Origin of the sequence: Neobacillus vireti (assembly GCF_036962465.1) — a bacterium.
In the GTDB taxonomy this organism is placed as follows: domain Bacteria; phylum Bacillota; class Bacilli; order Bacillales; family Cytobacillaceae; genus Neobacillus; species Neobacillus vireti_B.
The window spans coordinates 69,406-83,983 of sequence record NZ_JBALNF010000017.1 but is presented as its reverse complement, the minus strand read 5'-3'; the positions used below and the strand labels follow the sequence as shown (position 1 = coordinate 83,983).

Sequence of the window (14,578 nt, the reverse complement as noted above, 5' to 3'; positions counted from 1 at the left end):
TGTAAAAAAATAGGTGACCCATAAATTGGTCACCTATTTTTTTACATCATATAGCATTGTGAATTTTTAAAGATTTTATAATGAATGGTTTGGCTTCTGAAATAAAATAGAGTGAACCAGTAACGACTAACATCTCATTTTTATGCTGATTTTTTACTTTTTCCAACAGATGGAGCTGCCAATCATCCACTGCCTGTTTGCTAGTTGAACGGCTGATTTGTTGTAATTCCTCGGCTTTCGCTGCACGAGGGAAATCAAAACTAACAAACGTAATTTGATCCGCAATCCCATCAAGCATTCCTATCATCTCATCCAATTTCTTATCCTTTAACGCAGCAAATACAATGTGAATGTTTCGATCTTTGTATCTGCTTGATAATTCATGGACTAAAGCCGTAATTCCTTCTTGATTGTGCGCTCCATCAATAATAACCAATGGATTTTCTGATAAAACTTCGAATCTTCCTGGCCAGTAAGCTTCTATTAACCCTTTTCGAATAGCTTGTTCTGATACTTGAAAACCTGCTTGGTTTAAAAAGTCGGCGGCTAGTACAGCTAACGATGCATTCTCTGTTTGATGCTGGCCAATCATACTGATCTCAAGTTCTTCATAAGATAGAGATTTTGATTTTAGGGCAAAAACTTCCCCCTTAGCAATTGATTCATGTCCAGAAATCTGAAATTCTTGGTTTAATCGATAGATTGGAGCAGACTTCTTTTCTGCCATTTCCTCAATCACCTTTAAGGCACCTGGATGTTTAACCGCTGTAAAAATGGGAGTAGTCTCCTTAATAATCCCCGCTTTTTCAAAGGCAATTTCTTCATAAGTGTCACCGAGGATAGCTGTATGATCTAATCCAATGTTTGTAATAATCGAAGCTAACGGCTCGATGATATTGGTTGAATCGAATCGTCCGCCTAACCCCACTTCAAAAATAACCATATCGATTTGACTTGTATTCGCAAAATAGTAAAACGCCATCGCCGTGATCACTTCGAACTCAGTTGGCCCACCTAGTTCCGTATCTTCCAATTCATCTGCAAGCGGCTTAATCACATTGGTCAGTTCTAAAATTTCCGCATCACTAATCGGTTTTCCATTTACACTGATTCGTTCATTAAATTGTTCAATGTATGGTGAGGTAAAAGTTCCAACTGTGTATCCTCCTGATTGGAGAATCGATCGTAAAAAGGTAACGGTAGAGCCCTTTCCATTCGTACCGCCGACATGAACAGCTTTAATTTTCTTTTCAGGAGATCCAAGCTTGTCCATCATCCATTCCATTCGTGATAAGCCGGGTTTAATCCCCAGTCTCAGTCTCCCATGTATCCAGTCTAGGGCTTCTTGATAAGTAGTAAACAATTTTGATCCCCCCCTTTATGTAAGCGAGACGAACCCAGGAATGAATTCGTCTCGCACAACTTGTTATCCTCTTAACTCTTTAATACGAGCTTCGACGATGTCTCTCTTTTCAATATAATCCTTCTCTTTCGCACGTTCCTCGGCCACTACACTCTCAGGTGCTTTTTTCATAAAGCCCTCGTTGCTTAGTTTCTTCTGAACGCGATCAACTTCTTTATTTAAGCGGTCTAATTCTTTATTTAGACGAGCAATTTCTTCGTCAATATTGATTAAACCTTCAAGCGGCAGGATAATTTCTAAGCCTGTTACTACAGCCGTCATTGCTTTTTCAGGTATTTCGATGTCAACACCCATTTGCAACTCTTCTGGATTACAGAAACGCTCGATGTAGCTGCGGTTGCTTTCAACTGCTTTCAGAATGGCTTCATCTTTTGCTTTTACAAGCATTTTAATCTTCTTGCTTAATGGTGTGTTTACTTCAGCACGAATATTCCGGACTGAACGAATCATTTCTACAAGCAGCTTCATCTCTTGCGCCGCTTGGTCATCCGATAGTTCAGGTTTAACAACCGGCCATGATGCTGTTGTGATGGATTCACCAGCATGCGGCAGGTTCTGCCAGATTTCCTCGGTGATAAATGGCATAAATGGATGCAACAACCGCATCGTGTTGTCTAACACATAAGCAAGGATCGAACGGGTTGTTTTTTTCGCAGCTTCATCTTCGCCATATAATGGAAGCTTCGCCATTTCGATATACCAATCACAGAAGTCATCCCAGATAAAGTTATACAAGGCACGGCCAACTTCACCAAATTCATAGCGCTCTGAAAGTCTTGTTACATGATCAATTGTTTCATTTAAGCGAGTTAAAATCCACTTATCGGCAACAGATTTTTCACCGCTAAAATCAATTTCCTCAAATGTTAAGCCATCCATATTCATTAACGCAAAACGGGAAGCATTCCAAATTTTATTAGCAAAGTTCCAAGTAGATTCTACTTTTTCAAAGCTGAAACGCAAATCCTGACCTGGTGAACTTCCTGTTGATAAGAAATAACGTAGTGCATCGGCACCATACTTTTCGATAACATCCATTGGATCAACACCATTGCCAAGTGACTTACTCATCTTACGGCCCTGCTCGTCACGAACGAGACCGTGAATGAGTACGTCTTTAAATGGACGGTCTCCTGTGAACTCGATGCTTTGGAAAATCATCCGAGATACCCAGAAGAAGATAATGTCGTAACCAGTTACTAGTGCATCTGTTGGGAAGTAACGCTTATAATCTGCCGCTTCTGTGTTTGGCCAGCCCATTGTGGAGAACGGCCATAATGCCGAGCTGAACCATGTATCCAATACGTCTTTATCCTGTTCCCAGTTTTCGGGATCAGCTGGTGCTTCCGTTCCTACGTAAACTTCACCTGTTTGTTTGTGGTACCAAGCTGGAATCCGATGGCCCCACCACAGCTGTCTAGAAATACACCAGTCGCGGATATTTTCCATCCAGCGGAGGTATGTTTTTTCAAAACGGTCTGGAACGAAATTTACTTTGTTTTCCTTGTCTTGTAAGGCAATCGCTTCATCTGCGAGTGGCTGCATTTTAACGAACCATTGGGTTGAAAGATAGGGTTCAACAACTGCGCCGCTCCGCTCAGAGTGGCCAACCGAATGCATATGCTCTTCGATTTTGAAAAGAACACCTTGTTCTTGTAAGTCTTTAACAATTTGTTTCCGGCATTCAAAACGGTCTAGTCCTTGATATTTGCCTGCTTTTTCATTCATCGAGCCATCTTCATTCATAACAAGAATACGCTCTAGGTTATGGCGATTACCAAGCTCAAAGTCATTTGGATCGTGTGCAGGTGTGATTTTTACTGCCCCGGAACCAAAATCCATATCAACATAATCATCAGCAACAATCGGAATTTCACGATTAACGATTGGAAGGACCACTGTTTTGCCAATTAAATGCTTGTAACGTTCATCTTCTGGGTGTACGGCTACAGCGGTATCACCAAGCATCGTCTCTGGGCGGGTAGTGGCGACTTCAATTTGGCCTGAACCATCGGCAAGCGGATAGTTCATATGATAAAAAGCACCTTGGATATCCTTATAAATTACTTCGATATCAGATAATGCTGTTTTCGTGGATGGATCCCAGTTAATGATGTACTCACCACGGTAAATTAAATCTTTCTTATAAAGAGTTACGAACACTTCTTTAACTGCATCTGATAAGCCCTCATCAAGCGTGAAACGCTCACGGCTGTAATCAAGACCTAAGCCTAACTTCGACCACTGCTGGCGGATATGGGAGGCATACTCTTCCTTCCACTTCCATGTTTCTTCGACGAATTTTTCACGGCCTAAATCATAGCGGCTTTTTCCTTCGTTACGAAGTTTTTCTTCTACTTTTGCTTGGGTCGCAATTCCAGCATGGTCCATACCAGGCAGCCAGAGAACATCATATCCCTGCATCCGCTTCATTCTTGTCAGAATATCTTGTAATGTAGTATCCCAGGCATGACCTAGGTGAAGTTTTCCGGTAACGTTTGGCGGCGGGATCACGATTGTGTATGGCTGTTTGCCTTCATCGTTTTTTGCCTCAAAAAACTTTCCTTTCAGCCACCATTCATAGCGACCTTTTTCAATCGTTTGCGGGTCGTACTTGGTTGGCATCGTTAATTCTTTTGTTTCCATTTAATTTCCTCCTTCAAAATTCCAGTTAACACAAAAAACTCCATTCGTCATATAAAAGGACGAATGGAGTATGCTTCGCGGTACCACCTTTTTTCCAATCAAAAAATACGATTGGCGCTTAAATCAGATAACGGATTTCCTCCGTCTTCCACTACTAGGATTTTTCCGTTCACAGAAGAAGCTCATGGGCGACCTTCCAATGTTTCCTCTTAAGAAATCTTCCAGCTAATGATTTCCCTCTCTTTAAGCAGGAGTGCATTGTACTCTTCCCTGTCGTAGCTCGCATTTTAAATTATAATGTTATACTACCCAAAAAAGGGGAGTGACGTCAACAGGATGAACAATTTTTTTATATTTTATACCTTATGTAATTATGGGAGAACTTATCTAGGCTTTTGGAATATATATAAATAAATATTTATTATTAGGGGGATTCGGTCCGTGAAGCGTAACAATTTCCACAAATACAAATACCGTCCCTGGTTTATTACTTCGCGCAGAATTGCCGCACAATTCATTGTTCCTTTTACCATCTTTCAATTTATCCGCACCTTGTTTTTGCCAACCATCCTAGATGTATTATTGTTAATAATTTTTCTTGCGATTGCCGTTTCCATCTATTTTGACATTATTTAAGGAGCCCATCAGGCAGATTAAGACTGCTGCTGGGCTCCTTCTTTTGCTTGTTTTCGTTGATTTTCGATTTCCGTCATCCGCATCACAACATATTCGGAATTTTTTAAATGCCAATATTGCTCCTGCAGCTTACGGACAAATTTCATTTCATTCTTCCGGCCCTCTTTTTTATAATAACTATCGACCACTTGCATAATCGGCACGGGTAAGGCTAAATAGCTGTTAAATAATAATTTCTCGTCCTCTTTATAGGGAAAATATTTAAAGTAATGATACACCCAATCGATCGCGGTATCACTCCGCTTCGGCCTCGTATTTAAAGCTCTTGATAAATAAGGGAGAAGGTCATGGATCGGCGACCCATAACGGGCATTTTCAAAATTGATAAAATAGCCGTAGCCCCGGTCATCATAGAGAAAATGCTCGGAAGATAATTTCCCATGGGTAATCACCATGCGTGCCTTCTCAGTTTCCTTCGTATTCTCATACCATTCCTCGAATTTGCCTTTTGAAAACCGAAGTGCCTGACTGATTTCGTTATAGTATAAGCAATACAACAATTGGAATGGGGACATATAGGTCTTCTTTTCACATTCATCTATAAAACCGTCCAGAAATTCCTGATGCTTTTCCAGCTGCTGAATTGTGGTTTCATAATGCTCTGTCCGCTCTTCTTTACTGACGGTCACTTCCTTAGCAGACAGAGTATGAAGTCTAGCTAACTCTCGAAATAGCTCAAGATTTATTTGGTCACGGTTTTCTTTTTGATGATTGGGCATCCAAGGCATTAAATAATAAAGATTATTCTCATGTAAAACAGCATATCTGCCGTCCATTGTCGGATAGATGGGGACGATACGATTGAAGCCTTTTTGGTAGAGCAGGTGAACATGACGGATGAAATCTGTACCGGTGGTAGGCGGGATTTTTTTTAACGCAAAGGTGCCTTTATTGGAATAAACCTTTTGAACAATCCCGAAGTCTTCTACAAAATAAGGCTCGATAAGATAATTATTTAGTATCGGTGCTACTGATTCTAACCGATTTGTATCGCTCATGAGATGTCATCTCTCTTTCAAAGAAAGCGAAGATTCGTTATGTCACTAAAAATAAGCTGAGCAGGTTAAAAAAAACCCGCTCATCTTTTTCTGTATCGTTATTTTTTTGCAAGTGTACCAGGAATATAGAGTACCTGGCCTTCATAAACATCTTGATTTAGTTCAAGATTGTTCTCTCGAAGAAGGTTTGGAACGGAAACATCATAGCGGTCTGCTACACTGGCAACCGTATCCCCTTTTTGAACGATACAGACCTTTAATTTCGTTTGGGCTGTTCGTTCATCCTTACGGGCAAAAAACTCGGTTAACGTCATGCTTTTCTTCTTAGCAGCTTTCTTTTTTTTCTGCGCTTTCGGCGGCGGCTCTTCTGATGAGGAAGATGAGCTTTCAACCTCAACTTCTGCAATAATCACTTCTTCATGATGCTCTGGCGAATGATCTTTCACCACGATAACCTCTGCCGTCGTTTCAACTGCTTCAGGCTGGCTCGCTTCACTTCTAGCCTCCTGAAGATTCCATGCAGGGGAATAGTCTTCTTCCTCTTCTTCCGCGACCTGCGGCTGGTAGTTGAAAGTCGGGAATGTAGGCAAGATTTCCACTGGTTCTTCTTCCTGCGGTTTTCTTGCCTCTGCTTCAAACAAGAAATTGTTTTCAAAGTTGCTGTGGACCGCAGGTTGTTCTACTTCTACTTCTGCTTCTTCCACTTCATAACGGTGAAGAACCTCATACTGCTGTTCTTCTTCTTGCTGCTGTTCGACAGGCTCATTGCCATATAATCCACTAATCGTCAATTCGGCGGAAAGCTTTAAGCAGCTGCGCTCAGGGATGGAATAATCAAATGATTCTACAAGGACATCGATATCATAAATACTTTGGATTCGGTTATTCGGAATCGTGATATCTACTGGGAAACGGTGTGAAAACTCACAAGATCCCGACTCCTCCAGTTCAGCAACTCTCTCGACAAATTTTTGAGAGGTCACTGCCTCCTCTTCACTCACATCGCTTGCTTCGTAACTTTTATATTCGCCGGATAGTTCGAGCGAACCACGTATGGTTACGTACTGATCGTTTTCCTGGATGGTGATGTCCGGGTCTAGGGAAATGGAAACGAGTTCCTCGACTTCCTGTCCTTTTCTAAACCACAATGACTCCTCCAAGGAAAATCGCAGGCACGATTGATTCTCTTGGGACAAAGCGACTCCTCCTTTCGTATCTTTCACGCAAAATCACTATGTCACTTACACTTTATGAGGGAGGTCTATTTTTTATGATAAAAATGGAATTCTGACTTGAAAAAGAATTGCTTGGGGTAGAGTTTTCTGTTTGGCTGATTTTTTAATGGGGATTGGATCATTTCAGGTGATAATTGGCTCATTTTAAAACAGGTTTGCTCATTTTCTTTGTTTATAGGCTAATTTTCCAATTACACCCAATTATAAGCAAAAAAATACACCCACTCTTAAATATAGTGGGTGCAAAAAAGCGATTATTTAAGTTTAGAGAACGCAACCTCAGCTGCTTGAATCGTTTTTTCAATATCCGCATCAGAGTGCTCTGTTGATAGGAATAAGCCTTCAAACTGAGAAGGAGGTAAAAATACCCCTTGATTAGCCATTTCACGGTAATACGCCGCAAAGAAATCCAAATTAGACGTCTTGGCTTTCTCATAGTTAATGACCGCTTCATTCGTGAAGAAGAAACCAATCATCGAACCGGCACGGTTAAAGCTAATCGGAATATCATACTTTTCAGCCGCTGCTTCAAAGCCTTTCTGAAGCAGATCTCCTTTACGGATAAACTCCTGATAGTGCTCCGGTGTAAGTTGGCTTAAAGTTTCAAGTCCTGCTGTCATGGCAAGCGGGTTACCTGATAGTGTCCCTGCTTGATAAATCGGACCACTTGGAGCGATTTGCTGCATGATTTCAGCTCTTCCGCCGTAAGCTCCAACAGGAAGTCCGCCGCCAATCACTTTGCCAAGACAAGTAATGTCAGGTGTCACATTAAAATACCCCTGCGCACAGTTGTAACCTACACGGAAACCGGTCATGACCTCATCAAAAATGAGCAAAGAACCGTTAGCTGTTGTAAGCTCACGAAGACCTTCTAAGAAGCCTGGAAGCGGTGGAACAAGTCCCATGTTACCAGCAACAGGCTCGACGATAATAGCTGCAATATCATCGCCAAATTGCTCAAATGCGAATTTAACACTTTCTAAATCATTATAAGGCACTGTAATCGTATTTTTAGCAATCCCTTCAGGAACACCTGGGCTGTCAGGCAGACCTAGTGTGGCTACTCCTGAACCTGCTTTAATCAGCAATGAATCACCATGGCCATGATAGCAGCCTTCAAATTTTAGGATTTTGTTACGGCCTGTATAGCCGCGTGCCAAACGCAGTGCACTCATGGTTGCCTCAGTTCCTGAGTTTACCATTCTGACAACTTCAATCGAAGGGACACGCTCAATGACAAGCTTTGCTAATTTCGTTTCTAACTCAGTTGGGGCACCAAAACTTGTCCCTAATTCAGCTGTTTTTTTCAACGCCTCGACGACACGGTCATTGGAGTGTCCTAAGATCAGCGGCCCCCATGACAGAACATAATCAATATATTCATTGCCATCTATATCATAAATTTTTGAGCCTTTGCCTCTTTCCATAAATATTGGACTCATATTAACAGATTTAAAGGCACGAACCGGGCTGTTCACACCACCAGGCATTAGGTTTCGGGCTTCTTTAAATGCTTCAATCGATTTGGTATACGAACGCATTCTATTCCCTCATTTCAGAAATTGTTATTTCTCTTCTTTTAACCAACGGCAGGCATCTTTTGCATGATAGGTAATAATTAAGTCTGCACCAGCACGCTTCATGCCTACTAACATTTCCATCACGGTATTTCTCTCGTCAATCCAGCCATTTTGCGCCGCCGCTTTAATCATGGCATACTCACCGCTCACGTTATAAATAACGACAGGCAAATTAAAGTTATTTTTCACATCACGAACGATATCAAGGTATGGCATACCAGGTTTCACTATTAAGAAATCAGCGCCTTCTGCAACATCGGACTCAGCTTCTCTAAATGCTTCCATGCGGTTCGCAGGATCCATTTGATAGGTCTTCCGATCACCAAATTGCGGTGCACCCTCTGCAGCTTCACGGAATGGTCCGTAGAAGGCAGACGCATATTTAACAGCATATGACATAATCGGAATCTCGGTAAAACCAGCCTCATCTAATCCAGCACGAATCGCAGCTACGAAACCATCCATCATGTTAGAAGGGGCGATAATATCGGCACCTGCTTTTGCTTGGGCTACTGCTGTTTTTACAAGTAGATCAAGTGATTGGTCGTTAAGGATCTTGTCTCCTTCAACCATCCCACAGTGACCATGGTCGGTATATTCACATAGGCATGTATCTGCCACGATGATGATATCTGGAAAGTTTTCCTTTATGTAACGGGTAGCGACTTGAACGATTCCATGGTCATGGAAAGCTTGCGTTCCGCAGGCATCTTTTGTGGTTGGGATTCCGAATAATAGGACGGACTTGATTCCGTGTGCTACGATATCTTCCATTTCAGCCTGAAGGTTGTCCATTGATACTTGAAAGACACCAGGCATGGAGGAAACTTCTTTACGAATATTTTCGCCTTCATAAATAAACAATGGATAAATGAAGTCATCTGCTCTTAGGTGATTTTCTCTCACAAGTGCACGCATATTCGCACTAGTCCGTAGTCGGCGGTGACGTTGAAATTGAAGTTCCATTCTATTTATACCTCCAAAAGTTTAAATTTAAATTTGTTACTGGCGGATCACTTCCGTTTAGTGGCGGATATACGCATTTTTCTGGCGCATGGCCTCTGTTTACTGGCCGCCATTCAACCCTTACCCTCAAGATAAGCAATCGTGCTCTCAATCATATCCTTCACGGTATACTGATCCGGTGCAACATGAACCGTAAGCCCATATTCAAGCAGTTTTTTTTCGGAAACAGGTCCGATACAGCCAATTATACATTTTTTCAACTGCTCCTCCAAACCATACTCCTTCACGACCTCCATGAGGTGATCCACAGTCGAAGGACTTGTAAACAAGAGAATATTTAATTCATTCTTTGCCAGCATCCGGGCCAGTTTCAAGCGGCTTTCCTCAGGCAAATATGTCTCATAGATTACCACTTCATCAACCTGGGCTCCTGCCTCCATTAACGAAGCAGCGATATACTCCCGAGCCAAGTTCCCTTTAGGGAGCAGAACCTTCGTATGTGCATCGACAAAGGGTAAAAACTCCTCGACAAATACCTCTGCCACATAGGCTGAAGGGACAAATGCCGGGTGAATCCCCTTCTCCTGCAGGATCTCAGCCGTTTTCTTCCCGATTACTGCAGTTTTAGGCAATTCATCCGTATCCCGGTCGCAAAACGAAAAAAAGGTGTCAACCGTGACATTGCTTGTAAAAATGATCCAGTCGTATGTATGAAGCGCCTCCAAACAGTCTTCAAGGCGATGATTTTTTTCAATCGGGCGAAAAGCAAGTAGAGGGATTTCAATCGGAATCCCTCCATACCTCTCGACTAGCTGAGAAAATGATTTTGCTTGATTCTTTCCTCTGGGAACTAGAACTGTTTTGTCAAGCAAAGCGTGAGATTTACTCACGGCCTTCAAGCTCTCGTTTCACTTTTTCAATCAGGTCCTTGGCTCCTTTTTTAATTAATAAATCGGCAGCCTGATTTCCGAGTTCTTCTGGATCTTGTCCGCGAAGTTCTTCTCTGTAAATCTCTTGACCTTCTGGCGAGCCTACTAACACATTTAAGACTACTTCATCATTTTCATCTACTTGAGCAAAGCCGGCAATCGGCACCTGACAGCCGCCTTCCATCTTCTGAAGGAACGCCCGTTCAGCCCGAACCGCTTTTTCTGTTTTTTTGCAAGTGAATTTTTCAAAAAGGTCTAGCAGGTCTTGATCGTCCTCACGGCATTCAATCGATAATGCGCCTTGCCCTACTGCAGGTACACAGATATCGGCATCGATAAATTCCGTTACGACTTCCTTGGCCCAGCCTAGACGGGATAATCCTGCCGCTGCTAGAATAATCGCATCGTATTCACCAGATTCTAACTTTTCTAATCTCGTATCAACATTCCCGCGAATCCATTTAATTTCTAAATCAGGACGTTGAGCTAAGAGCTGGGCACTGCGGCGCAGACTGCTTGTTCCGATGATGGCTCCCGGCTTTAAATCATTTAATTTCACATGATCCTTTGAAATCAAGGCGTCACGATGATCCTCGCGGAATGGAATGCAGCCAATTGTTAACCCTTCCGGCAAAACAGCAGGCATGTCTTTCATACTATGAACGGCCATATCAATCTCTTTATCAAGCATAGCTTGTTCGATTTCTTTAACAAATAACCCTTTACCGCCAACCTTCGACAGGGTAACATCTTGGATTTTATCACCTTTTGTAACGATTTCTTTTACTTCAAACTCAAAATTAGGGTTTAGCTGTTTAAGCTGGTCAATAACCCAATTCGTTTGTGTTAATGCCAATTTGCTTCGTCTAGAACCAACAATAATTTTTCTCATGATTGCCTCCTAAGTTATGCATACCATAAATGAAATGATGATAATCTTCCAAATAGAAAAAAGTTTATTAAAACGATTAAAAAGGACGCAGTATTCCAAATCGCCAATTTTCTCCCGGAGAGATTTTTTACGATTCGCAGGTATAAATAAATGCTATAGGCTGAAAGTAACAGGAATGAACCAATAATCTTCATATCGTACCACGGCATTCCCGGAACCTTTAAAAATGCCCACTGGAGGCCTAAAATCAGGCTGAGAAGCAGCATCGGAACGCCGAGACAAGCGGTTATGTAGGATAATTTTTCGAGTTTTTCTAAATCTGCAAGCCTGATCAGACGCGCTCCCCATTTTTTCCGTTTCAACAAATCATATTGAAGTAAATATAATGATGAAAAAACAAAGGATAGGGAAAAAGCCCCATACGAAAGAATAGCCATTGTAATATGAATTAACAGCAATTCCGAGACAAGCCTGGTTGCCAGAGTATGGGAATGGTACTGCATTGGGACAAATGTATGAATGGCCATAACGGTGAAGCCAAGTATATTGGTGAAAAAGACGATGAAATCAACCCTTAATAAGTGGTTGATCACAATCGACAATGTGACTAATACCCAGGCATAAAAATAGAGTCCCTCGAAAATCGTTAGTACAGGGAACCTGCCTGTTTTTGTCATATATAAAAAGAGAAAAACCGTTTGCAATATCCAAACAACTGCAAGTAACCAGAAAGCAATACGGTTTGCCTTCCGGTTATGGTGAATGAAGTCGAAAAAATATAACAACACACTGAAGGCATATAGAACAACTGTAAATTCGTGAAGCCTTGTCAAAAGAGTGTTAAACATATCAACAACCCCTTATGACTGAAAAGAAGCCTGAACTTCTCCAACCGGCAATTTAATTGTTTTGGCTTCTTTCTTATGCTGCTCCTGAACAAGCCCTTCAATATTAAAGATTTTCATAAATAAATCCATTGCTTGATCTGCATCCGGTCTTGCCGCCAATTCTTTTGCTTGTAAAATCGGATCCTTTAAGAGCTGGTTAATAATACTCTTTGTATGTTTGTTTAGGACTTTAAGATCATGATCGCTTAAGTTTGGCAGTTTCCGTTCAAGACTAACCATCGTTTCTGCTTGAATCGCTAGTGCTTTTTCCCGTAGGGCAGAGATCACAGGGACCACTCCAAGTGTGCCCAACCACTGTTTAAAATCGACAATCTCTCTTTCAATCATAAGTCTGATTTTTGCGGCTGCCTTTTGACGCTCATGTAAGTTTGCTTCAACAATACCTTCTAAATCGTCGATATCGTATAAAAAGATATTCTCAAGCTCAGCAATTTTTGGATCTAAGTCACGAGGTACCGCAATATCCACCATAAACAATGGTTTCCCTTTGCGCTTTTTCTCGACTTTTGCCATTAATTCTTTTGAAATGACTAATTCCTTGGCACCTGTTGAACTAATTAGAATATCAGCCTCTCTGAGTGATCTCTCTAATTCACTCACATTGCGCGCCTGACCGTCAAAACGGCTTGCAAGCATCTGTGCTTTTTCAAACGTACGATTAATCACAGTTACCTGTTTTACACCATTGCCGTGTAAGTTCTGAGCAGCCAGTTCACCCATTTTTCCAGCGCCAAAGATTAGGACATGCTTATTCTCAAGCGATCCAAAAATTTTCTTCGCAAGTTCAACCGCTGCATAGCTGACAGAAACAGCATTAGCCCCTATATCCGTTTCAGAATGTGCGCGTTTTGCCAAGGTAATCGCTTGTTTAAAGAGGTGTTTGAACACGGAACCGATCGTTTCCTCTTGTTGTGCTAATAAAAAGCTTGTTCGTACCTGTCCGAGAATTTGTGTTTCTCCTAGAACCATGGAGTTTAGTCCACATGTTACATTGAATAAGTGATCTACTGCCCCATCATCCTCATAGACAAAGAGAAACGGCGAAAATTCTGCCTGCTCCATTCCGAACCATTCGGACAGAAATTCCTTAATATAATAACGGCCTGTATGAAGCTGATCCACGACCGCATAAATTTCTGTACGATTACATGTCGACAAGATGATATTTTCTAGGATGCTCTTTTTTGCATTTAATTGTTTAGTCGCATCCACAAGATCGGTTTCATTGAAAGTTAACCGCTCACGGATTTCAACAGGGGCAGTTTTATAGTTAAGACCGATTACTACTATATGCATTTGAAAATTACACCCCCAAAGAGTTTACAGTATTAACTAGTAAAATTATATCACGAGCAATTTCGACTTTTGCTCGAAAAATGTGAACATAAAATGAAACAATATGCTAAGATAAAATAAAAGTGCAAGCGCCCTGGCCAGCGGCGTATGGCCTCCTCGGAAAAGCTATCGCTTTTCCTTCGTGCGATGCTTACGCTGCCGAAGCGTTCCTTGTGGAGCGGTCCAACTGAGATAAAGGAAACACGAAGAGCGATAGCGATTCGATGTTGACTTATCGTAAGGCGGAGCGCGAAGGACACTAGCCGCTAGGGCGCTGGAACTGGATAAATAAACTCTCATGTGAAGAACGAGCCGATATAGTAATTCTACCATAATTTCCTTTACATATTCTTAACATGATGAATAAATAAGATTTCTATAATACTTCCTTATGTACAGTACCAAAAAAATAGAATAGATTCAAGTGAACCTTACTGGAAGTGGCGGTGTTTTTAATGAAAAATCAACGAATTTTCCCTGGGATTATTCTAATTGGATTCGGGGCTTATTTTTTACTGCAGCAGACAGGCTTTACACTATTTCAACAATTTTATACATGGCCGACATTACTGATTATTGTCGGGGCTGCTTTTTTAGGTCAAGGGTACTCTGCAAGGGAATATGATGCGATTCTCCCTGGAGTAATCATGAGTGGATTTGGCCTGCATTTTCACCTATCAGGTCATCTTGCTTTTTGGCCTACTAATACGATTGGAATGCTGATTTTAATTATTTCAGTAGGCTTTTTCCTTCGTTTTCAGAAAACCAATTCCGGGCTGTTTCAAGCTTTTCTTTTTCTCGTTATAGCAGTTCTGTTGCTGTTTTATGATAAAATTGCCAGCTATTTTGGCCTGCTGCAAAACGGAATGAATTTCGTTTGGAAATTTTGGCCTGCCCTTTTAATTGTTATTGGTATCTATTTTTTACTAAAAAAGAAAAAATAACCGCCTTAAGCAGATAGAACTGCTTA

Annotated in this window: 12 protein-coding genes and 1 other annotated feature; of the genes, 2 read left to right on the top strand and 10 right to left on the bottom strand. The window is 41.4% G+C overall.

From position 1 onward, the window contains the following. Positions 1 to 46: 46 nt before the first annotated feature. Entirely contained in the window at positions 47 to 1,363 is a 1,317-nt protein-coding gene (locus V7077_RS08195; RefSeq protein ID WP_335500261.1) for a bifunctional folylpolyglutamate synthase/dihydrofolate synthase, read from the bottom strand. A gap of 63 nt (positions 1,364 to 1,426) precedes the next feature. Further along, positions 1,427 to 4,069, bottom strand: a complete 2,643-nt coding sequence (locus V7077_RS08190; RefSeq protein ID WP_335500259.1) for a valine--tRNA ligase — start codon at positions 4,067 to 4,069, stop codon at positions 1,427 to 1,429. 52 nt (positions 4,070 to 4,121) lie between these two features. Next, positions 4,122 to 4,355, bottom strand: a binding site (T-box leader). Between the two features lie 155 nt (positions 4,356 to 4,510). Between V7077_RS08190 and V7077_RS08185 the strand changes: the two genes are divergently transcribed. Next, the gene (locus V7077_RS08185; protein WP_335500271.1) at positions 4,511 to 4,705 is read left to right on the top strand and encodes a hypothetical protein; all 195 of its coding nucleotides are present in this window, start codon (positions 4,511 to 4,513) and stop codon (positions 4,703 to 4,705) included. A gap of 17 nt (positions 4,706 to 4,722) precedes the next feature. Here V7077_RS08185 and ysxE read toward each other — a convergent pair whose 3' ends face one another. The 8 genes from ysxE to hemA form a co-directional block, all read right to left on the bottom strand. Next, complete coding sequence (ysxE, locus tag V7077_RS08180) at positions 4,723 to 5,763, bottom strand: spore coat protein YsxE (RefSeq protein WP_335500257.1); 1,041 nt, start codon at positions 5,761 to 5,763, stop codon at positions 4,723 to 4,725. A gap of 98 nt (positions 5,764 to 5,861) precedes the next feature. Beyond that, positions 5,862 to 6,986, bottom strand: coding sequence for a stage VI sporulation protein D (gene spoVID, locus V7077_RS08175; protein WP_335500255.1), 1,125 nt, complete (start codon positions 6,984 to 6,986; stop codon positions 5,862 to 5,864). 266 nt (positions 6,987 to 7,252) lie between these two features. Beyond that, positions 7,253 to 8,539, bottom strand: a complete 1,287-nt coding sequence (hemL, locus tag V7077_RS08170) for a glutamate-1-semialdehyde 2,1-aminomutase (protein WP_335500253.1) — start codon at positions 8,537 to 8,539, stop codon at positions 7,253 to 7,255. 24 nt (positions 8,540 to 8,563) lie between these two features. After that, positions 8,564 to 9,544: a porphobilinogen synthase gene (gene hemB / locus V7077_RS08165; protein WP_335500251.1), complete on the bottom strand. Its 981-nt coding sequence runs from the start codon at positions 9,542 to 9,544 to the stop codon at positions 8,564 to 8,566. 113 nt (positions 9,545 to 9,657) lie between these two features. Then, on the bottom strand, positions 9,658 to 10,434 hold the full coding sequence (locus V7077_RS08160) for a uroporphyrinogen-III synthase (RefSeq protein WP_335500248.1): 777 nt from the start codon (positions 10,432 to 10,434) through the stop codon (positions 9,658 to 9,660). Continuing rightward, the gene (hemC, locus tag V7077_RS08155; RefSeq protein ID WP_335500245.1) at positions 10,427 to 11,365 is read right to left on the bottom strand and encodes a hydroxymethylbilane synthase; all 939 of its coding nucleotides are present in this window, start codon (positions 11,363 to 11,365) and stop codon (positions 10,427 to 10,429) included. The genes V7077_RS08160 and hemC overlap by 8 nt, the downstream gene beginning before the upstream one ends. A gap of 14 nt (positions 11,366 to 11,379) precedes the next feature. After that, positions 11,380 to 12,213 (bottom strand): cytochrome c biogenesis protein, encoded by an 834-nt coding sequence (locus V7077_RS08150; protein ID WP_335500244.1) that lies wholly within the window; start codon positions 12,211 to 12,213, stop codon positions 11,380 to 11,382. Between the two features lie 12 nt (positions 12,214 to 12,225). After that, entirely contained in the window at positions 12,226 to 13,569 is a 1,344-nt protein-coding gene (gene hemA, locus V7077_RS08145; protein WP_335500241.1) for a glutamyl-tRNA reductase, read from the bottom strand. A 494-nt stretch (positions 13,570 to 14,063) separates the two neighbouring features. On the opposite strand from hemA, the gene V7077_RS08140 reads away from it, so the two are divergent. Then, positions 14,064 to 14,552, top strand: a complete 489-nt coding sequence (locus tag V7077_RS08140; protein ID WP_335500239.1) for a LiaI-LiaF-like domain-containing protein — start codon at positions 14,064 to 14,066, stop codon at positions 14,550 to 14,552. The last annotated feature ends 26 nt before the right edge of the window (positions 14,553 to 14,578 follow it).